We start from the raw sequence: 23,906 nt of genomic DNA on the forward strand, positions 1-23,906 counted from the left end.
GTGGGCAAGCCTGGCAAATGGCAGGGCAGGCACCAAGGGCAAGCAGTCGTTGGGGAATTGGTGGGAATCGAGAGCGACAAGCTCGTATTCGATTATCTGAGCCGGATCGGCGACCTGGCCCACAGCACGTCGATGACGGCCGCCGAACGGGCGCGCCTCGTCAGCGGTCTGCGCGGCGAGATCGACCGGCTGCGGGCCGCCGAGGGCGGCGCCGAGAGCAAGGCCGCCGTGAAGAAGATCCTGGCGCGGCTGGGCCGGCCGGAGGAGGTCGTCGCGGCGCGCGGCTCGGCCACGGGCGGCTCGGCGGGCGGTTCCGCCGGAGCTCCGGGTGCTTCCACCCGAGGCGGAGGCGGAAGCGAGGGCGGCGGCGACGAGGGCCCGAAGGTGCCGCTCGGCAAGGGCCGGTCCGTCCCGTCGGCGCCCACCGCCTTCTCCGGCGCCTCCGCGCCGCATCTTGCGGGCATGGACGAGCTGGGCCCCGAGGAGTCCGACCCGGACTGGTGGCGCCTCGACCCCAGCCCCTACGGGGACGGCGGCGGCAGCCGCACGTTCGGCGAGCCGGTGCCGGGCTTCGTCGGCGGCATCGAGCTGCCCGAGCTGTTCAACCCGCCGGCCGGCGGTGAGGAGGACGGGGTCCGTCCCGGGAGCGGCCTGACCAAGGCTCCCGTTCCGGCGGCACGCAAGGCCATCGACGACGAGGCGGGCGGCGCCGTGGACGCCGGGGCCGGCGCGGCCCTCGCGGGCGGCCGCCGGCGGCTGTGGCCCGGGCGCTCGCGCCTCGCGGCGGCCGGGCCGCGTGCGGGCGGCGTCGTGGAGTGGGTGGCGGCGGCGCTGCTGGTGGCCGGAGCCCTCATCGGCTCGCTGATCCCGCTCGGCGCGGGATGGCTGGCCGCCTGGTGGTCGCCCCGCCTGAGCCGTACCGAGGCCAAGTGGGCGGCCGGCGGCATGCCGGGCCTCGTCGCGGCGGGCACCCTGGTGTGGCTGTGGGGACGCGTGGACGGACGGTGGGGCGAGCCCCTCGCGGAGGGCGGCGAGGCACTCGGGCGGGCCCTGACGGACTCGGCCCCTGTGGCGCTGCGTGTCGCGGCGGTCGCCAGCGCGCTGTTCCTCGTCTGGCGTGCCCGGCGGCCACGGGTGTGAGCGCGGGCCCGCGGCGCGGGCGCCACATCCCGGCAGCAGGTGGAGAATCCGGCACCGGAGGGAGTGCGGTCCATGGCCAGGCTGCGCGCACTGGCGCGGCAGGGCGATGGACGGAGTTCTCAACTCCGGTACTCCCGTGCAAGATCCACGCTCCGCCGACCGGACGTCGCTGTGACCGCCCCCGCCCTCGCCCCCTTCCCGCCCCTGCCGCCGCCCCGCTTGTGGTGGACGCGCCGCCGCGGGGCAGGATGGCCGGTATGGCACCGCACGACCAGGAATATCCCGCAGCCGCGCCCGGACCGGCCCCCACCGTCGGCTTCGACCTGGACATGACGCTCATCGACTCGCGGCCCGGCATCAGGGCGGCCTACGAGGCGCTGTCCGCGGAGACGGGCGTCCACATCGACGCCGCCCTGACCGTGACCCGCCTCGGGCCGCCGCTGGAGCAGGAGTTGGCCCACTGGTTCCCCGAGAAGCAGATCCCCGAGGCCGCCGAGCGCTACCGCGAGCTGTATCCGCGGTACGCGATCGAACCGTCCACCGCCATGCCGAACGCACGCGAGGCGGTCGCGGCCGTACGGGCGGCGGGCGGCAGGGCCGTCGTCGTCACCGCGAAGCACGAGCCGAACGCCAAGCTGCACCTGGAGCACCTCGGCATCGAACCGGACGCGGTGGCCGGCTGGCTGTGGGCGGAGGCCAAGGCCGAGGCGCTGCTCGATTTCGGGGCGGGCGTGTACGTGGGCGACCACACCGGCGACGTACGCGGAGCGGCGGCGGCCGGCGCCCTCTCCGTCGCGGTGCCGACGGGCCCCTGCGATGCGGAGGAGTTGCGGCGGGCCGGTGCGGATGTCGTGCTGGCCGGAGGGCTCGGCGAGTTCCCCGGCTGGTTCGCCGGCTACTGCTCCCGGCGCTGACTCAGGGCCGACCTCACCAGGCCCGCGGCGGCCATCGCGAAGCCGACGCCCATGAGCATGCTCACGAAGTAGGCGGGCGCGGGGAAGGGCTCGGTGCCGAGGAAAAGCGGGGCCACTGTGATCAGAGTGGCCACGGCGCCGATGAGGAAGACGACGCCCCCGGATCGTACGAGAAGATCACCGGGCCCGGACGTTTCAGTGTTCACGCGCCCAGGGTAGATCGGTGGGCAACTGTACGGACAACAGCTCGGCGGCACCTTGCAGGCAGTCGCCGGGCACCGGGGGATTAGCCTTGGTGATGAGCGGGTCAAGCGGCCCGCTCAACTTGCTCTCCGGAGCAGGATTCAGGACGAGACGCAGCTTTCAGGACGCAGCCGAGGCTGCCCGGCAGTACGAGGACGAGGACAGACGTGCCTACCGGCAAGGTCAAGTGGTTCAACAGTGAGAAGGGCTTCGGCTTCCTCTCCCGCGACGACGGCGGCGATGTCTTCGTGCATTCGTCCGTGCTGCCCAGCGGAGTGGACGCCCTGAAGCCGGGCCAGAAGGTCGAGTTCGGCGTCGTCGCCGGGCAGCGAGGCGACCAGGCCCTCTCGGTGAGCGTGCTCGACCCGGCCCCGTCGGTCGCCGCGGCGCAGCGCCGCAAGCCCGACGAGCTGGCCTCGATCGTCCAGGACCTCACCACGCTTCTCGACGGCGTGGCACAGGGCCTCGAGCGCGGCCGGTACCCGGACAAGCAGCATGGGCACAAGATCGCCGGGATGCTGCGGGCCGTCGCCGACCAGCTCGACGTCTGAGGTCCCTCGTCCGGCTCGTCGCGGGAACGCGGAGATCCGGGCGGGAGGCCCTTGTCCCCGCATGCGCGCCCTGCGCGCCCAGCACCCTTGCCGCCGCGTTGGCCGTCACCGGCCGGCCGTCACCGGCCGACGCGGCCGGGCGGCGGCGGGATGGGACCCCCACCCTTGCTTCGCCGGGGCCCCCACCCGGGCCGTCAGGCCCAGGGGGAGAGAGCGTCGTCGGGGATGGGCGGCACCAGGCCCTCCGCGGCGGCGCGGGTGAGCAGCCCGCGCACCGCGGCGATGCCGTCCTCGCCGAGGTCCGCGGTGAACTCGTTGACGTAGAGCCCGATGTGCCGGTCCGCGACGGCGGGGTCCATCTCCTGCGCGTGTTCCATCACATACGGGCGTGACGCCTCCGGGTCCTCCCACGCCATCCGCACCGACGCGCGTGCCGACTCCGCGAGCCGGGTCAGCATCCGCGTGCCCAGCGAACGGCGGGCGATGATGGCGCCGAGCGGGATGGGCAGGCCCGTGGTGCGCTCCCAGTGCTCGCCCATGTCGGCGAGCTTGTGCAGCCCGTACTCCTGGTACGTGAAGCGCGCCTCGTGGATGACCAGGCCGGCGTCGACCCGGCCGTCGCGCACGGCCGGCATGATCTCGTGGAACGGCAGCACGACCACCTCGCCGACGTCGCCCGGCACTTCGTCGGCCGCCCAGAGGCGGAAGAGCAGATAGGCGGTCGACCGCTCGCTCGGCACGGCCACGGTCCTGCCCTTCAGCGACTCCCCCTGGGGCCGGGGGGAGTCGCTGAAGAGACCCCCGCCCTGGGGCCCGTCGGCCGGTTCGCGGGTGAGGACCAGCGGTCCGCATCCGCGGCCGAGCGCGCCTCCGCAGGGCAGCAGCGCGTACTCGTCCAGCACCCACGGCAGCATCGCGTACGAAACCTTCAGCAGGTCGCCCTCGCCGCGCTCCGCCATGCCGTTGGTGACGTCGATGTCCGCGAACGTGACGTCGAGTGGCGGCGCGTCCGGCACACGGCCGTGCGCCCAGGCGTCGAAGACGAAGGTGTCGTTCGGACACGGTGAGAAGGCGATGCTCAGCGCGGAGGCCGCGCTGCCGGTGCCGCCGTTGCCGTCGGTGCTCATGCCCCCCATGCTCGCAGCACCGGAAGCACCGCCGCGCATCCGGCCCCGAGCGCCTCCAGCGCCTCGGGAATCCGCCACGCCGCGCGGTCACGAGGGCCGACCGCGTTGGAGACGGTACGCAGCTCCAGCACCGGTACGCCGTGCGCGGCGGCCGCCTCCGCGACCCCGAAGCCCTCCATCGCCTCGGCCGCCGCTCCCGGATGCCGGGCGGTCAGCTCGCGGGCGCGGGCGTGCGTTCCGGTCACCGTCGAGACCGTGAGCACCGGTCCTCGCGCTGCCTGTGCCGCCTCGGCCGCCGCCCGTACGAGATCCGGGGGTGGGCGGTGCTCGGCCTTGCCGAAACCGAGTTCCTCGACGGAGGCGAAACCTTCCGGGCCGTCGCCGTCCGGCCCGGAAGTGACGGCGCCCAGATCGGCCGCGACGATCGACGTCGCGACGACCGCGCCGCCCAGCGGCTGCCCGAAACCGCCGGCGATGCCCGCCGAGACGGCCACGCCGAACGGCGCCCCGCCGAGGGCGGCCGAGGTGAGCGCGGTGGCGGTGCCGGCCGCGGCGGCGGCAGGGCCGACGCCGGAGGCGAGCACCTCGACCCCGGACGAGACGCCGCCGCGCTCCAGTCCGGAGAGCACCGCGTCCCGCTCTGCGGCGACGGCGGTGACGATCAGGATGCGTGGTGAGGGCATGGCCGCAGGCTAGCCGTGCGCCACGTCAGGCAGCCCGGGGGTGCGGCGTGCCCTGTCTGGCGGCGCGCAGCAGGTTCCGTACGGAGAACACGGCGCCCGTGGCGATCACGACCGCGCCGACGCCCATTCCGAGCGGGCCGATCAGCGGCAGAGAGATACCGAGCCCGCCGCCCACGACCCACGACATCTGCATCAGCGTCTCGGAACGCGCGAAGGCCGACGTACGGACCTCCTCCGGCACGTCCCGCTGGATCAGCGCGTCCAGTGACAGCTTGCCGAGGGCCTGGGAGATTCCCGCGGTCATCGCGACCAGCGCGACCGTGACCGTCCCGTAGACCACACCTGCCGTGACGACCGCGCCCAGCGCGCAGGCCAGCACCCCCGCGATGATCACCTCGGGGGCCCTGGCCCTGAGCCAGGCGCCGATCGCGGTGCCCAGCGCGTTGCCGCCGCCAGCGGCGACGGCCACGAGGCCCAGCGAGAACGCGCCGGACAGACCGGTCAGCGGCTGGTCGCGCAGGAGGAAGGCGAGGAAGAAGGTGAGGAAGCCGGACAGGCCGCGCAGCGCCGAGTTCGCCACCAGGGCGCTGCGCACGGATGCGCCCACGGTCCGCAGGCCCGGCCGTCTCTCGCCCCGGCCCCCGCGTCCGTCCCGGCCGCCGCCCTCCCTCTGCTTGTCGCGCCCGTCCCGGCGGAGCCGGATCGTCCGGCCGGGCTCGCGGAGCCGTGCGGGGGCGAGTCTCGCCTTGCGCTCGCCCTTCGCCGAGTCGACCTTGCCGGGAAGGGTGAAGGACAGGAACGCTCCCAGCGCGAACACGGCGAACGCCGCGTAGAGCGGCAGCGGCGACCCCAGCTGGTGCAGCACCGCACCGATCGGCGCTGCCACACCCGTCGCCACGAGGCCCGCGAGGGTCACCCGGGAATTCGCCTTCACCAGCGCAAACGTCTGCGGCAGCAGCCTCGGCACCACCGCCGAACGCACCACCCCGTACGCCTTGGACGACACCAGCACTGCCAGCGCCGCCGGATACAGCTCCAGGCGTCCCGAGTCCACCGCACCCGACATCGCGAGCGCGAGCAGCGCGCGGGCCAGCATCGACGCGGCCATCGCGGCTCGGCGTCCGTGCGGCACCTTGTCCAGGAGCGGCCCGATCACCGGAGCGAGAAGGGCGAACGGCGCCATCGTGACGAGGAGATACAGCGCGACCCGGCCGCGCGCCTCCCCGGTGGGTACGGAGAAGAAGATCGTGGAGGCGAGGGCGACCGTGATCAGCATGTCGCCCGCGGAGTTGACCGCGTGCAGTTCGATGAGTTTGCCGAGGCCCGACTCCCCTGCGCCCTCGCCGTGCGTGAAGCGCCGGAGTCGACGGGCCACAGCCGCGGGTGGCCGTCGTACGGCACGCGCGGCCCCGCGAAGCAGACGACGTCCGCGTCCAGGCTCGGCAGCCACGAGCTTCAGTCTGCCCCAACGGCGGTGACGGATGCGGACACTCCACGCCGGACGGACATCCGTGCACCCGCGGCTGGGGAATCCCTCCGGAACGGGTCACCGATTCCGTGGGGTAGCGTGGGCGGCGGTGCGTTCCGCACGGCCCCGAGCGGGGCGCGGACGTTCGCAGCGGCTCCCCGGTTCCGCTCCGTCCGCGAACCAAGGGGCGCCCCCGCCGAGGTATGGGGTCTCCCCGCCGCAGGCAGGGGAACCGCCCCTTCGCGGCCGCCTGCGGGAGTGCACGCCGACACCGGCGCTATGGCGTAGGAGAGACGATTCTTGTGAGTGCTGCATGACCGCCGCGACGCGAAGCGGCCGTACCCGTCGCGCCTCTGCCCCCGACCGGCTCTGCGCCGAGGCCGTCGAGCTCGCGCGCGAAGCGGCTCAGACGGCTGCGGGCCCCGGTCAGGTCGGCGAGCACATCGAGGTCGTGGCCGACGCGGACCGCGTCGTCACGCACTTCTTCGAGTGCCGGGAGTCGGCGTACCGCGGCTGGCGCTGGGCGGTGACTCTGACCCGGGCGTCCCGGGCGAAGACGGTCACGCTGGACGAGACCGTTCTCCTTCCCGGCCCCGACGCGCTGCTGGCCCCCGAGTGGGTCCCGTGGAACGAGCGGCTGCGCCGCGGCGACCTCGGGCCCGGCGATCTGCTGCCCACCGAGGCGGACGACCTGCGCCTGGTGCCCGGCTACGCGGAAGGCGTCGGAAGCGCGGCGGGCGCCGGTGACGTCACCGGCGGCACGGACGAGGAGGCGGGTGCTGCCGGCGCGGAGGCCCGTACCGCCGAGGCCGACGCTGCCGCCCGGGCCCGGGAAGCCGCCGCCGGCGAGGTGCCGGCCGAGGATGTTCCCGCCGGGGAGGCGGCCTCCGAGCGCGACGGGGCGGAGCCGCGGACGGAGATCCTCCCGCCTCCGGAGCGCGCCAGGATCGAGGCGGTCGCCGAGGAACTGGGCATGGGCCGCCCGCGCGTGCTGTCCCGCTACGGGCTGGAGACGGCGGCCGACCGCTGGGAGGACGAGTACGGGCCGGACACGCTCATGGCACAGTCCGCGCCGGCGAACTGCATCTCGTGCGGCTTCCTGCTGCCGCTGGCGGGTTCGCTGCGTCAGGCCTTCGGGGTCTGCGCGAACGAGTACAGCACTGCGGACGGCCACGTCGTCTCGCTCGCCTACGGGTGCGGCGGCCACTCGGAGGCGGCGGTCATGCCGAAGACGCCGCAGCCGCCGCCCCCGGTGATCGACGAGACGCAGGCGGACGAACTCTCCTGAGCGGCACGGGATTCGCCTCCGGCGCGTGATGCGCACCGGAGGCGGCCGCGGCCGCCGTGGGAGCCGCGGCCGTGAACCCGGCCTCGAAAGGGGCCCGGTACCCGGTGCCGGAGGCGCCGCGCTCCCGTCAGATGCCCGTCGCCCCGCTCTGAAGCCGCCCCGCTCCTGACTGCCCGGCTGGGGCCCGCAGATGACCGCACGGGCCGGCTTGCGAGTGTCTCGCCAACTCCCGGTCCTGCTCCGGCTCCAGCCCGGCCCCGGCCCCGCCCCGGCGCACCGCACACCGGCCGATGCGAACCCGCGCCAGGGCGGACGCCGACCGTCGGGGGAGGAGCCGCCGGCGTGATGCCGTACCGTCACCGGCGGGGCGGGGGTGCCGGTTGCGCGACGAAGGAGACGGCGATGGGGCAGGAAGAACCGCTGGACACATTCGGCACGGCGCGGCTGCGGCGTGGTGTGCTGGACGCCTGGACGGCCTCTCCTGCGCGGTTCCGCGAGGACGCCAACGCCGAACAGCAGCTGGCGCTCGGCGGCTACCGGGACCGGCTCGTCGTCGAGTTGGCCCAGAACGCCTCGGACGCGGCCGCCCGCGCACACACCCCGGGACGGCTGAGGCTCACCCTCCGCGACGATGTGCTCGTCGTCGCCAACAGCGGCGCGCCGCTGGACGCCGAGGGCGTCGAGTCGCTGTCGACGCTGCGCGCGTCGGCGAAGCGCGACGACGAGGACGCGGCCGCCGTGGGCCGGTTCGGTGTGGGTTTCTCGGCGGTGCTCGCGGTCAGCGACGAGCCCGCCGTCGTCGGTGCCACGGGCGGCGTGCGGTGGTCGCTGGCCGAGGCGCGGGAGATGGTCGGCGAAGCGGCGCTGGGCACGCCCGCCCTCGGGGAGGAGTTGCGTCGCCGCGAGGGCCACGCGCCGCTGCTGCGGCTGCCGTTGCCCGCGGAGGGCAGCGCACCCCAGGGGTACGACACGGCAGTGGTGCTGCCCCTGCGGGACGCGGGCGCACGGGAGTTGACGGAGAGGCTGCTCGCCGAGACCGACGACTCGCTGCTGCTGACGCTGCCCGGCCTGAGCGAGGTCGTCGTCGAGACCGGCGAAGGCGTGCGCACGATGACGCGCCACGTGGACGGCCCGTTCGTCGAGGTGCGCCGCGACGACGGCGACGGCCGGGGCGGCGTGCGGCGCTGGCGCGTGGCGCAGGAGAGCGGCGTCGTGGAGGGCGCCCTGCTGGAGGACCGTCCCGTCGAGGAACGGATGCGCCCTGCCTGGTCGGTGACGTGGGCGGTGCCGGTGGAGGACGGCTCGCCCGTACGGCCTCCCACGGCCCCCTGCGTCCACGCTCCGACGCCGACGGACGAACCGCTGGGCCTGCCGGCGTTGTTGATCGCGAGCTTCCCGCTGGAGCCGACGCGCCGCCACGTCGCGCCCGGACCGCTGAGGGACTTCCTGCTGGAGCGCGCCGCCGACGTCTATGTGCGGCTGCTTCGCGAGTGGCGGCCGGTGACGGCGGATCTGGTGGATCTGGTGCCGGGCCCGCTGGGGAAGGGTGAACTCGACGGAGAGCTGCGGCAGTTGCTGCTGTCGAGGCTCCCGGGAGTGCCGTTCCTCGCCGGTGCCGGCAAGGACGAGGACGGAGAGGCCGTCGTGCTGCGGCCGCTCGAGGCGGAGATCGCGGAGGGGGCCGGTTCCGGCACGGTCGGTGTGCTGGCGGAGCTGTTCCCCAGCCTGCTGCCCGCCGGAATGGAGCGGCGGGCGGAGCTGCGTGCGCTGGACGTGGCAAGGGTGCCGCTCGGCGAAGTGATCGACCGGCTCGCGGGCGTGGTACGGCCCCCGGAGTGGTGGCGTCGGCTCTACGACTCGCTCGCCGGCGTGGAGCCGGACCGGCTCACCGGGCTTCCCGTGCCGCTGGCCGGAGGAACGGCGCGGACGACGATCGGACCACGGCAGGTGCTGCTGCCGCTGCCCGGCCCGTCGGCGGATGCGGGCAGGGCCGGGCAGCTGGCCCGCCTCGGCCTGAAGGTCGCGCACGAGGACGCGGTCCATCCGCTGCTGGAGAAGCTCGGCGCGACGAGCGCGACGCCCCGCGCGGTGCTCACCACCCCGCAAGTGCGGGCCGCCGTCGCGGCGTCGCTGGACGAGGACGGCGTCTCCGCTGCCTACGGCGGGGAGGCCCCGTGGGAGGCCGGTCCCGGTGCGGAGGGCGAAGGGCCCCTGGAAGCCGAGGAGTTGGCGGAAGTGGTGCTGGGGCTCGTACGTGACGCGCGGCTGGGGCCGGGTGACGAGCCGTGGCTCGGCGCGCTGGCGCTGCCCGACGAGGACGGGGAGATCGCACCGGCCGGTGAACTCGTCTTCCCCGGCAGCGCCTTCGAGCGCGTCATCCGTGAAGGTGAACTTGCCGCTTGCGACGCCGAGTTGGCGGAGCGGTGGGGCGAGCAGCCGCTCACGGCGGTAGGGGTGCAGGCGGACTTCGCGCTCGTACGGGCCACGGACGTCGTCCTCGACCCGGACGAACTGGAGCCCCGCGAGGGCGACTTCGCGGAACCCGACGACGTGGGCCTGCTGGACGCGGTCGACGTGTGGTGCGAGGACGTGCTCGACCAGCTTCCCGACTCGGAGGTGGCGGTGCCGCCCGTCGCGTCCGAGCTCGTCGCGGTGCGCGATCTGGACCTCGTCGACGACCACAGCTGGCCCGAGGCCCTGGCGATGCTCGCCAGGCCGCCGCTGCGTGACGCGCTGACCGCGCCCGTGCGGGTGCTGCTGCCGGACGGTGTGACGGAGACGGTCCGCCCGTACACCGCGTGGTGGCTGCGCGGCCACCCGGTGCTGGACGGGCGCCGCCCCGCGGGCCTGCGCGCGGCAGGCGGGGACCCGCTGCTGGACGGGCTCTACGAGGAGGCCGACGCTTCCCTTCCGCTGCCTGCGGCGGGAAGGCCCGGTGCCTACGGCGGCGGGACCCCGGCGCCCTCCTCCGGGGAGGCGGCCCCCGCCGGGGAGGTCCCGGCTCCCTCCGGCGGGACCTCGTGGTTCGGCGATGCGCAGGTGCTGCGGGCGCTGGGGATCCGCACGACCGCGGCGGCGCTGCTGGAGGAACCGGGAGGCGCGGCGGAACTGCTGGGACGGCTCGCAGACCCGGACTCCGAGGTCTCCCACGCCCAACTGCACGGCCTCTACGGGCTGCTGGCCGGTTTGGATCCCGAAGAGGTCACGCTGCCCGAGGAGTTGCGCACCGTACGCGGCGGGCAGGGCGCCGTCGGGATCGCTCCGAGAAGCGAGGCGCTCATCGCGGACGCGCCCGATCTGATGCCGCTCGCGGAGGGCCGGGCGCTGCTGCCGGTCGCCCCCCGGGACGCCGCGGCCCTGGCGGCGGTGCTGGACGTGCCGAGGCTGAGCGAGGAGATTCCGGGCAGGATCGACACGGCCGCGTCCGGGGAGGGCACCGAGCGGGACGTGCCGGAGGCGGTGCGTGTGCTGCTGCCCGGGGCGCCCCGCACCTACCGCGAGCACGACGAGCTGGTCGTCGACGGCACGGACGTGGAGTGGCGCCGCACCCCCGACGGCGTGCTGCACGCGGCGACCCTGGAGGGCGTGGCGGCAGGTCTGGCCTGGGCGGCGGGCCGCTGGGGGCGCCGCTTCGAGGTGGCGGCCCTGCTGGAGGACCCGGAGCGGGTGGCCGAGCTGGAGAGGGCACGCTGGTTCGACTGACAGGTGTGCGGCCGGCGGCCGGGCGGGACAGGCCCGGCCGCGCGGCCGCGGAGGCGATGAGTTCCGCCTCGCCGGCCGGTCGGAAGAGCATGACCACTCTTTCGCTCACCACATTCGTGTCAGTGGACGGCGTCATGCAGGCGCCCGGCGGCCCGGCCGAGGACCCCAGCGGCGGCTTCGAGCAGGGCGGCTGGGTCGTCCCCCACATCGACGACGACATGGGTGCCTTCATCGCCAAGACGTTCGCCGAGGCGGGCGGCTTCGTGCTCGGGCGCCGTACGTACGAGATCTTCGCCTCGTACTGGCCGGGCGTCACCGACCCCGACGACCCGGTGGCCGCCAAGCTCAACAGCTGCCCGAAGTACGTGGCCTCGACGACGCTGAAGTCCGCCGGCTGGTACAACACCACGTTGCTGCGCGAGAACGTCCCCGAGCAGGTGGCGGCGCTGAAGCAGCAGCATCAGGGGGGCGGAGAGCTCCAGATCCACGGAAGCGGCGTGCTCGCGCAGTCCCTGATGGCGCACGACCTCGTCGACCTGTTCAGGCTGCTGACCTTCCCCGTGGTACTCGGCAACGGCCGACGGCTGTTCGCGGAGGGGACGAGGCCGATGGGCATGACGCTGACGGAATCCACGACCACCGGCACCGGAATCGCCATCCACACCTACGAGCGCACCGGCCCGCCGGAGTACGGCGACTTCGCGCTGCGGGACGAGGACGACGCTCGCGGCAAGTGACGGGCCACGGAGGGGAATCCGGGCTCCGGCCACCGCCTACGCTGCCGGGATGGACGACGGCACGCAGAAGCGACGGCCGGCGACGGACCGGACGACGACGGACCGGCCGGCCGCGGACCGGACGACCACGGGGCCGTTCACCGAGGCGCGGGCGCGGGCCGTGCTCGCGTCCGCCGGTGAGCGGGCGGAGGACGCACGGCTCCTGGCGCTCGGCGAGAACGCGGTCTTCGCGCTGGACGCCCCCGAACCCGTCGTCGTACGCGTCGGCCGCGACCCCTCGCTGAAGGAGCGCGCCGAGCGTGAACTGCGCGTCGCCGGCTGGCTGGAGGAGCACGAGGTGCCCGCCGTGCGTGCCGCGAGGTCCGGTGTCACCCTCGTCGACGGGCACCCCCTCACCTTCTGGCGGCGTCTGGACGAAGCGCGACGTGAGGCGGTGCCCGCGGACCTGGCGGGACTGCTCCGGCTCGTACACGCCCTGCCCGCCCCGCCGTTCGCGCTGCCACGGCGGGACCTGCTCTCCGGCGTGGAGCGCTGGCTGCGGCTGGCCGGGGACGCGGTGCCCCCGGCGGACGCGGCCTATCTGCGGGCCCGGCGCGACGACTTCGAGTCCGCCGCGGCCGGACTGACCCCCGTCCTGCAGCCGGGGCCGCTGCACGGCGACGCCCTCCCGCGCAACGTCCACGTCGGCCCGGACGGCCCGCTGCTGCTGGACCTGGAGACCTTCTCCGACGATCTGCGCGAACACGACCTGGTGGTACTGGCGTTGAGCCTCGACCGCTACGGGCTGGACGAGGCTTCCTACGCCGGCTTCGTGCGCGTCTACGGCTGGGACGTGCGGGAGTGGCCCGGCTGCGCGGTGCTGCGCGGCGCCCGGGAGACGGCGGCCTGTGCGTGGGTGGCGCAGCACGCACCCGGAAACCCGGCGGCACGCCGGGAGTTCGCGCGACGCGTCGCCTCGCTGCGGCAGGAGGACGCGGCCGTGCGCTGGTACGCGTTCTAGCAGTCCAGCCGTGGATCGCGCGCTGATACGGCGTCGTTCGCGTTGAATCGGCCGGCGACGAAGACGGTCGCGGCCGGGTGTACCGGCGTGTTCCGGATCCGCTGCCTGTTCCGCAGGTGCCCGGTCGGGCCGACTTCACCGCTGGGTGTGCCGCTCGGCGGCGTCGAACGCCGGCGCGAGCGGGGCCAGCGCCTCGCGGAGCCGGTCGGGCAGTGAGCCGGAGGGCACGACCAGTCCTCCGGTGCCGGAACTCCCGGCCCCCTCCGCGTTCCCGGCCGGCCGGAGCCAGTCCTCCAGCGCTATGCGAACCGCCGCGGCCACGCTCGCCGCGAGCACGCGGGCCGTGTGCGCTCCGCTGTCACCCAGGCGTTCGGCGACCGCCGTTGCGAGGTGAGGCTCGATGCCGGTGGTGCTGCCGAGGAACGCGTCGCGCAGTGCGGCCCGGCTGGTGATCAGCAGCAACGCCTCCTGTTCGCACTCGCCGGTGTCCGTGTACTGCTCGGCCACTGCTTCGGTGACGGCGTCGGCCAGGCGCACTCCCACGGGCCGGGACGCGACCGCCGCCGCGATCCGCGCCTCCCGGTCGGCGGTGACCGCGGAGACGATCGCCTGCTCGCGGCTGGCGAAGTAGTTGTTGTAGGTGCGCGGCGAGACCCCGGCCGCCTCGGCGATGTCCTCGACCCGCACGTGGTCGGGCCCGCGCTCCACGGCCAGACGCAGGGCCGCCTCGCGCAGCGCCTCGCGCGTGGCCTGCTTCTTCCGCTCCCGCAGCCCTGGTGATGGTGTCGTCACAGCGTCAGCGTTCCACACAAGACTGCGTGCACGCAAACTTGCGTGCACGCAAGATTTCTGCCAGTCTCGCCCCTCCCGAGACCGAGAGACAGGACGCCGCCATGCGAGCAAGAGGGATGACCTACGACACCGGATTCGTCGTGCACGGGCAGATGTCCCGCGAGCAGTTCGACCCTGAGGTGGTCCGTCGCGAGCTCGCCGTCATCCGCGACGACCTGCACTGCAACGCGGTCCAGATCATCGGCGGCGACCCCGGCCGGATGGAGCTGGCCGCCGGTGCCGCCGCCGAACTCGGCCTGGAGGTCTGGTTCTCGCCCTATCCACTGGAGCTCGACCCGGAGCAGATCCTCACGCTCTTCCGCGACTGTGCCCGGCGAGCGGAACGGCTCCGGCAGCAGGGGGCCACGATCGTGTTCGTCGCAGGGGTCGAGCTGAGCGTGATGAACTGCGGTTTCCTGCCCGGGAAGACCCCCGAGGAGCGGGTCGCTCAGCTGATGGGCCGACCCGAGCGGCGGGCCGAGGCGATGCGCGAACTCGGCGTGCGCATCAACGCGTTCCTCCGGGATGCCGCGGCCACGGTCCGCGAGCGCTTCCGGGGCGAACTCACCTACGCCTCCATACAGTTCGAGCAGGTCGACTGGACTCCCTTCGACATCGTGACGGTCGAGCTGATCCGCTCCGCCGAGGTGGCCGACCGATTCCGGGAAGCGGTACGAACCCTGGCCCGGAGCCGGAAGCCGCTCGCCGTCACGGGGTTCGGCACCGCGGCCTACAGCGGCGCGGGGGACCGCGGTGGGCGGGTGCTGGAGGTGGTCGAGTACGACCCGGAGACCAGGGCGCCGGTGCGCCTGAACGGCATGTACGCGCGTGACGAGGCCGGCCAGGCCGCATATCTGAGCGAGCTGCTGGAGATCTTCGAGACCGAGGGCGTGGACAGCGCGTTCGTGTTCCTGTTCGCCCTGCCCGGCTTCCCGCACCGCCCCGACGGCGACCCCCGGGACGACTTGGACCGGGCCGGCCTGGGCATCGTCAAACTCCTCGAAGGCCGCCGGGGGCAGACCTACCCCGACATGGAATGGGAACCCAAGGCCGCGTTCGCGGCGGTGGCGCAGCGGTACCGGAGGTGACAGCCCCCGCGCACGCCATCCCAGGCGCGCCGCTCGCCGCGCCGTCCCTGCCGTCTCGGCCGAACGGACGGCCCGGATCGCAACCGACCGAGAACAAGATCACCGTTTACGTCGTCCGCTAGGGCCTGTCCGGCGGATCTTCGCGGGCTCGCGACTCCCCCTGGACTTCGTCCGGGGGTGCCCCCAGGCACCGCACCTCTCCCCCTGGCTTCGCCGGGCGGTGCCCCCAGCGTTGTCGGGATCGCCCGAATACTCCCCTGGCCTCAGGCATGGGGAACCCCGGTATGAGGACGACCCTCCGCCTTGCGATGCGTCCCCCCGCTTTCGCGGGGGAGGCCCCATGCGCCGGACGCCGCTCGCTGATCCACGAACACCGCCGGACAGCCCCTGGGCCTGTCAGCGAGTGGCGCCGGTGATCTCCCACCGGCGCCGCACGGTGCGCCAGGCGACCTGCAGCGTCACGCAGGCCGCCGCCGCGACGGCCACCGCGGTCAGCGGCATCGCCCAGCCGACCAGTTCCAGGGCGAAGAAGCGCTGAAGGGCGGGCGTGACCAGCACGGTCACGAAGGCGAGCCCCATCGTGGCCACGAGCGCGACCCGCCACCAGCTGTAGGGCCGCGCGACGACCGCGAGCACCCACATCGCGATCAGGAAGAGCGTCAGCGTCGCCACACTCGTCTCGGCCGTCAGCGCCCCGCGCCCCGCGTAGTGGCCGCGGGCCAGCAGATATGTCGCGAACGTCGCCGCCCCCGCGACGAGCCCCGCCGGCACCGAGTACCGCAGGACTCTCCGCACGAAGTGGGGCCGGGCCCGCTCCCGGTTGGGCGCGAGAGCGAGGAAGAAGGCCGGAATGCCGATGGTCAGGGACGACAGCAGCGTCAGATGGCGCGGCAGGAACGGGTAGGGCACCTGCCAGAGGATCACGAGCAGGGCCAGCAGCACCGAGTAGACGGTCTTGGTGAGGAAGAGGTGGGCGACCCGTTCGATGTTGCCGATGACCCGGCGGCCCTCCGCCACGACGGAGGGGAGCGTGGCGAAGCTGTCGTCGAGGAGCACGATCTGGGCGACGGCCCGCGTGGCCTCGGAGCCGGTGCCCATCGCGACGCCGATGTCGGCGTCCTTGAGCGCAAGCACATCGTTGACCCCGTCGCCCGTCATCGCGACGTGGTGCCCGTGTTCCTGAAGGGCGTCCACCATCCTCTGCTTCTGCCGCGGCGAGACCCTGCCGAAGACGGTGCCGCTCTCCAGCGCCCGGACGATTCCCGCCGGATCCTCGGGGAGCCGGGCCGCGTCGACGGGGTTCTGCGCTCCCCGCAGCCGCAGCTTGCCCGCCACCGCACCCACTGAGACCGCGTTGTCGCCCGAGAGGACCTTGGCGGTGACGTCCTGCTCCGCGAAGTAGCGGAGGGTTCTTCCGGCGTCGGGCCGCAGCCGCTGCTCCAGTACGACGAGGGCCGCCGGGACGGCTCCGTCGACGGCGTCGGGGGCGTCCGCGACGCGGTCGGTGCGGGTCAGCAGCAGCACACGCAGCCCCTCGCGGCTGAGCTCGTCGACGTCCGCGAGTGCGGGATGGCCGGGCGGCAGCAGGATGTCGGGGGCGCCCAGCAGCCAGGTGCGGCGGGTGCCGTCGTGCTCGACGAAGGTGGCTCCGCTGTACTTGCGGGCGGAGGAGAAGGGCAGCGACTGCGCGGTCCGCCACGCCGTGCCGTCGCCCCCGTCGAGGGGGAAGGCGTCGACGATGGCCCGCATGCTCGCGTTCGGGCGGGGATCGGCCGATCCCAGGGCCGCGAGCGCCCGCTCCACGTAGGCCGTGTCCGCGGCCCTGCGACCGCCGGCACCGGGGTGGCCGTGGCGGCCTTCTCCGTCCCGGTCCCCGCCGCCGGCACCGGGGTTGTCCGCGGGGCCGCTCCCGGGGCCGCCCCCCGCGGGGTCGCCGTCACCGGCGGCCGCGTCGGCTGTGCCGTCCCCGAGGACGCGCACCTCGGCGACGTCCATGCCGCCCTCCGTCAGGGTGCCCGTCTTGTCCAGGCAGACGATGTCCACGCGCGCGAGCCCCTCGATCGCCGGCAGCTCCTGCACGAGGCACTTCCGGCGCCCCAGCCGCACGACGCCGATGGCGAAGGCGATCGAGGTCAGCAGCACCAGGCCCTCGGGCACCATCGGTGCGATGCCGCCGACCATGCGGCGCACGGCACCGTGGATGTCGTCGTGCTCGACGACGAGTTGGCTGAACACGAGCCCCAGCCCGGTCGGGACGATCACCCAGCTCACGTACTTGAGCAGATCGTTGATGCCGCTGCGCAGCTCGGAGTGGACGAGGGTGAAGCGGGAGGCCTCCTCGGCGAGCTGGGCGGCGTACGCGGCACGCCCCACCCGCGTTGCGGTGAACGCGCCGCTGCCCGCGACGACGAAGCTTCCGGACATGACCGGGTCGCCGGGCTGCTTCGCGACGGGGTCTGCTTCACCGGTCAGCAGGGACTCGTCGATCTCGAGACTGTCGGCCTCGGTCACCTGGCCGTCCACGACGCACTTGTCGCCCGGCCGGAGCTCCACAAGGTCGTCCAGCACGATCTGCGAGGCGCTGAGACGGACGGCTGCGCCGTCCCGTCTGACGACCGGTTTCACCTCGCCGATGACGGCGAGGTTGTCGAGGGTCCTCTTCGCGCGCAGCTCCTGCACGATGCCGATGAGGGTGTTGGCGACGATCACGAACCCGAAGAGGCTGTCCTGCACGGGCCCGACGAAGAGAATGATCAGGAAGAGCGCGCCGATGACGGCGTTGACGCGGGTGAAGACGTTGGCACGGACGATCTCCGTGAGGGAGCGGCTGCTGCGCACGGGTACGTCGTTGATCTCGCCGCGAGCGGTCCTCGCCTCCACGTCCGCGGCACTGAGCCCGCGCTGCCGGCCGTCTCCGGGAGCCGTCCCGGCGGCGGCGCCCGTCCGCTCCGTCATGCATCAGACGTTACGGGCGTTTCATACGCCTTGTCCTGGTTGATCCTGGGGGGCGGTTTTCAGTGCCTCCCTCAGTGCGGTGCTCAGGTGACCGGGGAGGTCCTTGCCCTGGGTCGTCTCCACCAGCGCCGCGGCCACATGGTGGAGCTTGGTGTTGGTGTGCTGGGAGACGGTGACGAGGACGTGCCACGCCGAGTCGGGCGTGCACCGGTAGGCAGCCATCAGGACACCGTGTGCCTGATCGATGACCGGGCGGGTCGCCATCGCGCGGCGAAGGTGCTCCAGCTCGGCATGCGGATTCTCCGCGTCGCCCATTCCTGCCCCTATTCAGCTCAGGGTGACCCGTGACGCACCGCCGGCACAGCGGAGCTGATGGGCATATGCCCTACCGCGTGATCATACGCATAGCGGTGCTGTGAGCGGGAGTTAAGCGGACATCGGTGGACGGCGTCGGCGGACGACGGTGGGCATCGGTGGGCGTCGGCGGGCGACGGCGGACGACGGCGGCCCCGAGTCCGGGGCGGCCCGGAGTCCGTCGCGGACGGAGGGCGCCGGCTCGCACCCCGGCATGGGAGCGCGAGGTCGGAGAGCAAGCCGCGGGGCCGGTGCCGTCAGGCGGAGTCGTGAGCGTCCCGCTGTATGGCGCGCTCGCGCACGTGTACGTACCAGAAGCCGAGCAGGCCGAGTCCGGCACCCGCGGCGCAGGTCCAGATGAACCAGGTGTGGCCGTGGTCCTCGTACCAGCCGTAGAAGGGGAGCTGCGCGAGAAAGAGGACGAACCAGATGCCGGTGCCGACCAGGACCGTGCCCCTGACCGGGCCTTCGAGCGGCTCGGGGGCCTCGCGCTGGCCGTCGGTCCACCGGTTCATGAGGCCCATCGCCGCAGCTTCCTCTCGCGTTCGCCCGGCCGGCGCCGCCCATCCCGCGCCGTCGGCAGGGAACAGCCTATCGAGGGCCGGGAAAGCGCGGGAGGGCGGTGGTTCTACGCGCGGAGACGAAATTCCGGTCGTCGGCGCCTGCTTTCTCGTCAATTTCATGCCCGCCCCGATCGAGCAGGCTCTGGCCGTGTAGCGAGCCGGCGCCGCACGCCGGCCGAGTCGAAGAAGCGTTCGGCCTCCTCGACTGATGTCTTGAGCCGTTCGTCGAAGTCGTCGCGCACGAGCGCACGGACCACGTAGTCCTGAACGCTCATGCCGCGCTTGGCGGCGTGGGTGTGCAGCCGGTCGAACAGCTCACCGTCCATCCGCAGGCTGAGCACCTTCGAGGTCGTCGAATTCATGCCTCAACGGTCCCGGGTGGGCCGGGGGTGATGGGTCAGATTTCCGTGCGATGTCACTCGTATGTGTGAGCTGATGGACGGACGGTGACCAGGTCTCCGGCCCGTTCTGCAGGGCCAGGTCCCCGGCCTGTTATTTAGAGCAGGTAATGAGTTACCCTAACAACATGCCGGAAACATCCGAGCGCCGCACCGGCGGCGCGGGCACGGCGAGCGAGCTCGACATGGCAGCGGTCAACTCACTGCGCACCGCCGTCATGCGCCTCTCGCGGCGCCTGAAGCACCAGCGGGTCGACGAGTCGCTGAGCCCGACGGAGATGTCCGTACTGGGCACACTCGCCCGCTGCGGCTCCGCGACGCCCAGCGAACTGGCCCGCAAGGAGCACGTCCAGCCCCCCTCGATGACCCGGATCGTCGCCATGCTGGAGGCGAAGGGACTGGTCCGGCTGGAGCCGCACCCCGACGACCGCCGCCAGAAGACGGTCACGCAGACCGAGCGCGCGGAGTCCATGCTCGCCGCCAGCCGCGAGAAGCGGAACGCCTGGCTGGCCGAACTGGCCGGTCGCCTCGACGATGACGAATGGGAGCGGCTGCGCGCCGCGGCACCCGTGCTGGAGAAGCTGGCGCACTCGTAGCCGGGGAGCCCTGAGGGGGAGCTCTCGGAGGATCTGCGGCACACCCGTGAGGAGCAGGGGAGCAGTACGGCACGACGGAGACGAACGGCGCGGACGAATGAGGAGGCGAAGGCGATTTGAGTACGGGCCACGGAACAGATTCCGCACCCGCACCAGATGACAACCCCCAGAACCCACAGAACCCCGAGAACCCACAGAACTTCGAGAACCCGCAGAACTCCCGGACCCCACAGAACGGCGCACGGAAGCAGCCGCGGGACTCGGCCGACGTCCCGGGCGGGAAGCGGCACCGGCATACGCAGGTCACCGACGCGAAGCCCGCTCCCAAGCCCTCGATGTTCTCGTCGCTGCGCATCCGCAACTACCGGCTCTTCGCCGCCGGCCAGGCCGTCTCCAACACCGGCACCTGGATGCAGCGCATCGCCCAGGACTGGCTGGTGCTCAGCCTCACCGGCTCGGCCACCGCCGTCGGCATCACCACGGCGCTGCAGTTCCTGCCCATGCTGCTCTTCGGTCTCTACGGCGGCGTCATCGCCGACCGGTGCGACAAGCGCAAGCTGCTCCTGATCACGCAGTCCGTCATGGGGCTGACGGGCCTGGCGCTCGCGGCCCTGACCCTCAGCGGCCAGGTGCACGTCTGGCACGTCTACGCGCTGGCGTTCGTGCTCGGCCTGGCGACGGTGCTCGACAACCCGACCCGGCAGACGTTCGTCACCGAGATGGTCGGCCCGGAACAGATAGGCAACGCGGTCTCGCTCAACTCCGCGAACTTCCAGAGCGCCCGCCTCGTCGGGCCCGCCATCGCCGGCGTGATGATCTCCGCCGTCGGCAGCGGCTGGGCCTTCCTCTTCAACGGCCTGTCCTTCATCGCTCCGCTCGCCGGCCTGCTGCTGATGCGCACCGGCGAGCTGCACCGCATCGAGCGCGTGCCCCGCAGCAAGGGGCAGCTGCGGGAAGGGCTGAGCTATGTCCGCAGCCATCCCGAGCTGATCTGGCCGATCGTCCTCGTCGGCTTCGTCGGCACCTTCGGCTTCAACTTCCCGATCTGGCTCACCGCCTTCACCGACCGGGTCTTCGAGGAGGGCGCCGGGACGTACGGGCTGCTCAACACCCTCATGGCCGTGGGTTCCGTGGTGGGTGCGCTGCTGTCCGCACGGCGGCGCGTGACCCGCATGCGGCTGATGGCCGGGGCGGCGCTGCTCTTCGGCCTGCTGGAGGCGGCGGCCGCGCTCTCCCCGTCGTTCTGGCTCTTCGCCGCCCTGATGGCGCCGATCGGGATCATGGGGCTGACCTTCAACGTCACCGCCAACTCCGGCGTGCAGACGGCCTCCGACCCGGCGATGAGAGGCCGGGTGATGAGCCTCTACATGATGGTCTTCATGGGAGGCACGCCCATCGGCGGGCCGCTCATGGGATGGGTCACCGACACCTTCGGTCCCCGGATCGGCTTCCTCTCCGGCGGCATCATCTCGGCGGTGGTCGCCGTCGGCGTCGGCCTGGCGCTGGCACGGGCCGGAGGGCTGCGGCTCCGCGTGGACCTGCGGCGCGGCCACCGGCACGTGAGGTTCGTGCCGCGGGAGGCGAGGGGCGCCGAGCGGGAGAAGGTGACCTCCGCCGCGTAGCGGCGGGCGGGCGTCGCGCCCGCCCCGGCCCACGGCGCCCCGCGGCGGGGCCGGGCGGAACGGCCCCGCCGACGGCGGAGCCCGACGCCGGCACCCGAGTGGCGGCATGCTGGAGACATGAGACTCTTCACGGCTCTGCTGCCCCCGGACCGCGTACTCGACGCATCCGGACAGCTGGCCGACAAGGTCGCGGAGCTGCGTTCCATGGACGGTGGCGGGCAGCTGCGCTGGACCGAGCGGGCCAACTGGCACATCACGCTCGCCTTCTACGGCGAGGTCGGCGGAGGGCAGCTGGACGAGCTGCACGAACGCCTGTCGCGTGCGGCCCGGCGCGGCCGGCCGCTGGGGCTGCGCATCGCGGGCGGGGGCCACTTCGGGCACCGGGCGCTGTGGGCCGCCGTCACGGGCGCACCCTCCGGCGCGGAGGCTCCCGCGGCGGCCGGGGGCGCGGGCCACCGGCCCGGCGGCGAGGGCGTGCGGATGCTCGCCGCGGCCACCGCCGCCGCCGGGCGCCGCGTGGGACTCGGCACGGACGAACCCCGCAGGTTCCGGGCCCACCTGACGCTGGCCCGCGCCAGGTCGCGCCCGTTCGACATGAAGGCCTACACCGCGGCTCTCGACGAGTACGCCGGGGAGCCCTGGACCGCCGGCGAACTCGCGCTCGTACGCAGCAACTTGCCGGAGAGCGGTGTGCAGGGGGAACAGCCCCGCTACGAGCAGATCGCGGCCTGGCCGCTGGGCGGGTGACGGCCTTGGTTACGGTTGGGGGCGTGAATACCAAGACGAGGACGCGCATCGTCAGCGGTGTGCTCGTGCTGATGCTCATCGTGGTGGCCGTCGCAGCTGCGGTCGGCGCCTGAGGAGTCTCTGCCCTCCCCCGGCAAAACGGATTGCCCGCGGGGTGGGAGCCCGCGTTGGCTGGGCACCATGACGCAACTGCACACCGATCGCCTCACCCTGCGCCGATGGCGCGACAGCGACCTCGAACCGTGGGCGGCGATGAACGCCGATCCCGAGGTCCGCCGGCACCTGGGCGGCCCGCTCACCCGTGAACAGAGCGATGCGTCCGTGGCGCGGTTCGAGGCCGACTGGGACCGGCGCGGCTACGGGTGGTGGGCACTCGCCGTCCGGGACACGGGCGAGTTCATCGGCTTCGCCGGCCTGGATCAGGTGGACGAGGGCATGCCCTTCACCGGAGTGGAGACCGGCTGGAGGCTCGCCCGCCCTGCCTGGGGCCACGGCTACGCGACGGAGGCCGCGCGGACAGTCCTGGCCCACGGCTTCGGGACGCTCGGACTCCCGGAAATCCTCGCCGTGACGACTGCCGGGAACCTCCGTTCCCAGGCGGTGATGCGCAGGATCGGCATGACCCGGGACCCGGCAGGCGACTTCGACGACCCGTCCGCACCGGAAGGGCCGCTCCGTGCGAATGTGCTGTTCCGCATCTCCCGCGGTGACGCGCGCCGCCAGTGACGGATCGCTCGCCGCGCTGCGGCCGTGCGGTCACCGCACCGGTTCCCGGCGGAGGGGAGCGGCCCCGTGCCTGCCCTCGGGGCACGGGGCCGCGGCTGTCGGGCGTCTACCAGGCGAACGCCTCCGGTGACGGTCCCGGGCCCGGGAAGATTTCGTCGAGCGCGGCGAGCAGCCCGTCGTCGAGCTTCAGTTCCACCGCGCGCAGCGCGGATTCCAGCTGCTCGGGGACGCGCGGGCCGACGATCGGGCCCGTCACGCCGGGCCGGGTGAGCAGCCAGGCCAGGGCCGTCTCACCGGGGTCGAGGCCGTGCTCGGCGAGCAGGTCCTCGTACCGCTGGACCTGTTCGCGGAGCTCGGCCCGCCTCGCCAGGGCGTCCGCGGAGCGGCCCTTGCCGGCTCCTGACGTACCGCCGGCGCCGCCCGCTTTGCGGATCGCACCGCTGAGCAGGCCGCCGTAGAGCGGGGACCAGGGGATCACGCCCAGGCCGTAGCTCTGCGCCGCCGGGATCACCTCCATCTCGGCGCGGCGTTCGGCGAGGTTGTACAGGCACTGCTCGCTGACGAGCCCGTACATGCCGCGTCGCGCCGCCGTCTCGTTGGCCTGCGCGATGTGCCAGCCCGCGTGGTTGGAGGAACCCGCATAGAGGATCTTGCCCTGCTGGATCAGGACCTCGACGGCCTGCCAGATCTCCTCCCAGGGCGTCATCCGGTCCACGTGGTGGAACTGGTAGAGGTCGATGTGGTCGGTCCGGAGCCGCTTGAGGCTCGCGTCGACGGCCCGCCGGATGTTGAGCGCGGAGAGCCGGTCCTGGTTGGGCGTGCTGTCGCCCTCCGCGGCCATGCTTCCGAACACCTTGGTGGCCAGTACGGTCCGCTCCCGGCGGTCGCCGCCCTTGGCGAACCAGCTGCCGATGATCTCCTCGGTGCGGCCCTTGTCGGGGCCCCAGCCGTACACGTTGGCGGTGTCGAAGAAGTTGATGCCCGCACCTTGCGCAGAGTCCATGATGGCGTGACTGTCGGCCTCGTCGGTCTGCGGCCCGAAGTTCATCGTGCCCAGAACGATCCGGCTGACCTTGAGGCCGGTGCGGCCGAGCTGCGTGTATTCCATGGCTGTAGAGCCAAGCCCCTGGAGTGAGCTCGAAGCAAGGCCGCACGCCGCGCGGGCGGTCGTCC

General features: G+C 73.2%; 22 protein-coding genes. 12 read left to right on the plus strand and 10 right to left on the minus strand.

What is annotated here, in order from left to right:
- Positions 1-60: 60 nt before the first annotated feature.
- Both H180DRAFT_RS01230 and H180DRAFT_RS01235 read left to right on the plus strand, forming a co-directional pair.
- Positions 61-1,140 (plus strand): hypothetical protein, encoded by a 1,080-nt coding sequence (locus tag H180DRAFT_RS01230; RefSeq protein ID WP_055484071.1) that lies wholly within the window; start codon positions 61-63, stop codon positions 1,138-1,140.
- A gap of 257 nt (positions 1,141-1,397) precedes the next feature.
- Complete coding sequence (locus H180DRAFT_RS01235; protein ID WP_107097540.1) at positions 1,398-2,054, plus strand: HAD family hydrolase; 657 nt, start codon at positions 1,398-1,400, stop codon at positions 2,052-2,054.
- On the opposite strand, the gene H180DRAFT_RS01240 is transcribed toward H180DRAFT_RS01235, so the two are convergent.
- Positions 2,036-2,260, minus strand: coding sequence for a hypothetical protein (locus H180DRAFT_RS01240; protein WP_055484073.1), 225 nt, complete (start codon positions 2,258-2,260; stop codon positions 2,036-2,038). The genes H180DRAFT_RS01235 and H180DRAFT_RS01240 overlap by 19 nt on opposite strands.
- Positions 2,261-2,464: 204 nt before the next feature.
- Between H180DRAFT_RS01240 and H180DRAFT_RS30710 the strand changes: the two genes are divergently transcribed.
- Entirely contained in the window at positions 2,465-2,848 is a 384-nt protein-coding gene (locus tag H180DRAFT_RS30710; protein WP_055484074.1) for a cold-shock protein, read from the plus strand.
- Positions 2,849-3,042: 194 nt separating this feature from the next.
- Here the strand turns inward: H180DRAFT_RS30710 and H180DRAFT_RS01250 are convergent, their stop codons facing one another.
- The 3 genes from H180DRAFT_RS01250 to H180DRAFT_RS01260 are packed head-to-tail and all read right to left on the minus strand — an operon-like array spanning position 3,043 to position 6,078.
- On the minus strand, positions 3,043-3,975 hold the full coding sequence (locus H180DRAFT_RS01250) for a 1,4-dihydroxy-6-naphtoate synthase (protein WP_107097559.1): 933 nt from the start codon (positions 3,973-3,975) through the stop codon (positions 3,043-3,045).
- The gene (locus H180DRAFT_RS01255; RefSeq protein WP_055484075.1) at positions 3,972-4,658 is read right to left on the minus strand and encodes a futalosine hydrolase; all 687 of its coding nucleotides are present in this window, start codon (positions 4,656-4,658) and stop codon (positions 3,972-3,974) included. The genes H180DRAFT_RS01250 and H180DRAFT_RS01255 overlap by 4 nt, the downstream gene beginning before the upstream one ends.
- A gap of 25 nt (positions 4,659-4,683) precedes the next feature.
- Positions 4,684-6,078, minus strand: coding sequence for an MFS transporter (locus H180DRAFT_RS01260; RefSeq protein ID WP_254665845.1), 1,395 nt, complete (start codon positions 6,076-6,078; stop codon positions 4,684-4,686).
- Positions 6,079-6,439: 361 nt separating this feature from the next.
- Here H180DRAFT_RS01260 and H180DRAFT_RS01265 point away from each other — a divergent pair, with 361 nt between their 5' ends.
- The 4 genes from H180DRAFT_RS01265 to H180DRAFT_RS01280 all read left to right on the plus strand — a co-directional run bounded on the left by H180DRAFT_RS01265 (position 6,440) and on the right by H180DRAFT_RS01280 (position 12,853).
- The gene (locus H180DRAFT_RS01265; protein ID WP_055484077.1) at positions 6,440-7,414 is read left to right on the plus strand and encodes a DUF3027 domain-containing protein; all 975 of its coding nucleotides are present in this window, start codon (positions 6,440-6,442) and stop codon (positions 7,412-7,414) included.
- A gap of 402 nt (positions 7,415-7,816) precedes the next feature.
- Positions 7,817-11,116 (plus strand): sacsin N-terminal ATP-binding-like domain-containing protein, encoded by a 3,300-nt coding sequence (locus tag H180DRAFT_RS01270; protein ID WP_055484078.1) that lies wholly within the window; start codon positions 7,817-7,819, stop codon positions 11,114-11,116.
- Between the two features lie 89 nt (positions 11,117-11,205).
- Entirely contained in the window at positions 11,206-11,853 is a 648-nt protein-coding gene (locus H180DRAFT_RS01275) for a dihydrofolate reductase family protein (RefSeq protein WP_055484447.1), read from the plus strand.
- Positions 11,854-11,902: 49 nt separating this feature from the next.
- Complete coding sequence (locus H180DRAFT_RS01280) at positions 11,903-12,853, plus strand: phosphotransferase enzyme family protein (RefSeq protein WP_079099752.1); 951 nt, start codon at positions 11,903-11,905, stop codon at positions 12,851-12,853.
- Between the two features lie 135 nt (positions 12,854-12,988).
- On the opposite strand, the gene H180DRAFT_RS01285 is transcribed toward H180DRAFT_RS01280, so the two are convergent.
- Positions 12,989-13,645 carry a TetR/AcrR family transcriptional regulator gene (locus tag H180DRAFT_RS01285; protein WP_055484079.1) on the minus strand — a complete coding sequence of 219 codons (657 nt, stop codon included), beginning with the start codon at positions 13,643-13,645 and terminating at the stop codon, positions 12,989-12,991.
- A gap of 116 nt (positions 13,646-13,761) precedes the next feature.
- Between H180DRAFT_RS01285 and H180DRAFT_RS01290 the strand changes: the two genes are divergently transcribed.
- Entirely contained in the window at positions 13,762-14,772 is a 1,011-nt protein-coding gene (locus H180DRAFT_RS01290; RefSeq protein WP_055484080.1) for a hypothetical protein, read from the plus strand.
- 396 nt (positions 14,773-15,168) lie between these two features.
- On the opposite strand, the gene H180DRAFT_RS01295 is transcribed toward H180DRAFT_RS01290, so the two are convergent.
- From H180DRAFT_RS01295 to H180DRAFT_RS01310, 4 genes are all read right to left on the minus strand, one after another.
- Positions 15,169-17,727, minus strand: a complete 2,559-nt coding sequence (locus tag H180DRAFT_RS01295) for an HAD-IC family P-type ATPase (protein ID WP_055484081.1) — start codon at positions 17,725-17,727, stop codon at positions 15,169-15,171.
- A gap of 21 nt (positions 17,728-17,748) precedes the next feature.
- On the minus strand, positions 17,749-18,042 hold the full coding sequence (locus H180DRAFT_RS01300; protein WP_055484082.1) for an ANTAR domain-containing protein: 294 nt from the start codon (positions 18,040-18,042) through the stop codon (positions 17,749-17,751).
- 296 nt (positions 18,043-18,338) lie between these two features.
- A complete protein-coding gene (locus H180DRAFT_RS01305) occupies positions 18,339-18,596 on the minus strand; it encodes a DUF2530 domain-containing protein (RefSeq protein ID WP_074466598.1) in 258 nt (85 codons plus the stop codon).
- Between the two features lie 164 nt (positions 18,597-18,760).
- On the minus strand, positions 18,761-19,006 hold the full coding sequence (locus H180DRAFT_RS01310) for a hypothetical protein (RefSeq protein ID WP_055484084.1): 246 nt from the start codon (positions 19,004-19,006) through the stop codon (positions 18,761-18,763).
- 221 nt (positions 19,007-19,227) lie between these two features.
- Between H180DRAFT_RS01310 and H180DRAFT_RS01315 the strand changes: the two genes are divergently transcribed.
- The 4 genes from H180DRAFT_RS01315 (at position 19,228) to H180DRAFT_RS01330 (ending at position 22,733) form a co-directional block, all read left to right on the plus strand.
- Complete coding sequence (locus H180DRAFT_RS01315) at positions 19,228-19,638, plus strand: MarR family winged helix-turn-helix transcriptional regulator (protein ID WP_107097560.1); 411 nt, start codon at positions 19,228-19,230, stop codon at positions 19,636-19,638.
- Between the two features lie 335 nt (positions 19,639-19,973).
- Positions 19,974-21,260, plus strand: coding sequence for an MFS transporter (locus H180DRAFT_RS01320; RefSeq protein ID WP_079099799.1), 1,287 nt, complete (start codon positions 19,974-19,976; stop codon positions 21,258-21,260).
- 117 nt (positions 21,261-21,377) lie between these two features.
- Positions 21,378-22,007 (plus strand): 2'-5' RNA ligase family protein, encoded by a 630-nt coding sequence (locus tag H180DRAFT_RS01325; RefSeq protein WP_055484087.1) that lies wholly within the window; start codon positions 21,378-21,380, stop codon positions 22,005-22,007.
- 180 nt (positions 22,008-22,187) lie between these two features.
- Positions 22,188-22,733 carry a GNAT family N-acetyltransferase gene (locus tag H180DRAFT_RS01330; protein ID WP_055484088.1) on the plus strand — a complete coding sequence of 182 codons (546 nt, stop codon included), beginning with the start codon at positions 22,188-22,190 and terminating at the stop codon, positions 22,731-22,733.
- A 106-nt stretch (positions 22,734-22,839) separates the two neighbouring features.
- Here H180DRAFT_RS01330 and H180DRAFT_RS01335 read toward each other — a convergent pair whose 3' ends face one another.
- On the minus strand, positions 22,840-23,841 hold the full coding sequence (locus H180DRAFT_RS01335; protein ID WP_055484089.1) for an aldo/keto reductase: 1,002 nt from the start codon (positions 23,839-23,841) through the stop codon (positions 22,840-22,842).
- Between the last annotated feature and the right edge of the window lie 65 nt (positions 23,842-23,906).

The organism is Streptomyces sp. WMMB 322 (assembly GCF_900090145.1).
GTDB lineage: Bacteria > Actinomycetota > Actinomycetes > Streptomycetales > Streptomycetaceae > Streptomyces.

Bases quoted from the DNA above. Each gene is read 5' to 3' on its own strand.
- H180DRAFT_RS01235 (WP_107097540.1), top strand. From the start codon at position 1,398: ATGGCACCGCACGACCAGGAATATCCCGCAGCCGCGCCCGGACCGGCC.
- H180DRAFT_RS01250 (WP_107097559.1), bottom strand. From the start codon at position 3,975: ATGAGCACCGACGGCAACGGCGGCACCGGCAGCGCGGCCTCCGCGCTG.
- H180DRAFT_RS01255 (WP_055484075.1), bottom strand. From the start codon at position 4,658: ATGCCCTCACCACGCATCCTGATCGTCACCGCCGTCGCCGCAGAGCGG.
- H180DRAFT_RS01265 (WP_055484077.1), top strand. From the start codon at position 6,440: ATGACCGCCGCGACGCGAAGCGGCCGTACCCGTCGCGCCTCTGCCCCC.
- H180DRAFT_RS01270 (WP_055484078.1), top strand. From the start codon at position 7,817: ATGGGGCAGGAAGAACCGCTGGACACATTCGGCACGGCGCGGCTGCGG.
- H180DRAFT_RS01275 (WP_055484447.1), top strand. From the start codon at position 11,206: ATGACCACTCTTTCGCTCACCACATTCGTGTCAGTGGACGGCGTCATG.
- H180DRAFT_RS01280 (WP_079099752.1), top strand. From the start codon at position 11,903: ATGGACGACGGCACGCAGAAGCGACGGCCGGCGACGGACCGGACGACG.
- H180DRAFT_RS01290 (WP_055484080.1), top strand. From the start codon at position 13,762: ATGACCTACGACACCGGATTCGTCGTGCACGGGCAGATGTCCCGCGAG.
- H180DRAFT_RS01295 (WP_055484081.1), bottom strand. From the start codon at position 17,727: ATGACGGAGCGGACGGGCGCCGCCGCCGGGACGGCTCCCGGAGACGGC.
- H180DRAFT_RS01300 (WP_055484082.1), bottom strand. From the start codon at position 18,042: ATGGGCGACGCGGAGAATCCGCATGCCGAGCTGGAGCACCTTCGCCGC.
- H180DRAFT_RS01305 (WP_074466598.1), bottom strand. From the start codon at position 18,596: ATGAACCGGTGGACCGACGGCCAGCGCGAGGCCCCCGAGCCGCTCGAA.
- H180DRAFT_RS01310 (WP_055484084.1), bottom strand. From the start codon at position 19,006: ATGAATTCGACGACCTCGAAGGTGCTCAGCCTGCGGATGGACGGTGAG.
- H180DRAFT_RS01315 (WP_107097560.1), top strand. From the start codon at position 19,228: ATGGCAGCGGTCAACTCACTGCGCACCGCCGTCATGCGCCTCTCGCGG.
- H180DRAFT_RS01320 (WP_079099799.1), top strand. From the start codon at position 19,974: ATGTTCTCGTCGCTGCGCATCCGCAACTACCGGCTCTTCGCCGCCGGC.
- H180DRAFT_RS01325 (WP_055484087.1), top strand. From the start codon at position 21,378: ATGAGACTCTTCACGGCTCTGCTGCCCCCGGACCGCGTACTCGACGCA.
- H180DRAFT_RS01330 (WP_055484088.1), top strand. From the start codon at position 22,188: ATGACGCAACTGCACACCGATCGCCTCACCCTGCGCCGATGGCGCGAC.
- H180DRAFT_RS01335 (WP_055484089.1), bottom strand. From the start codon at position 23,841: ATGGAATACACGCAGCTCGGCCGCACCGGCCTCAAGGTCAGCCGGATC.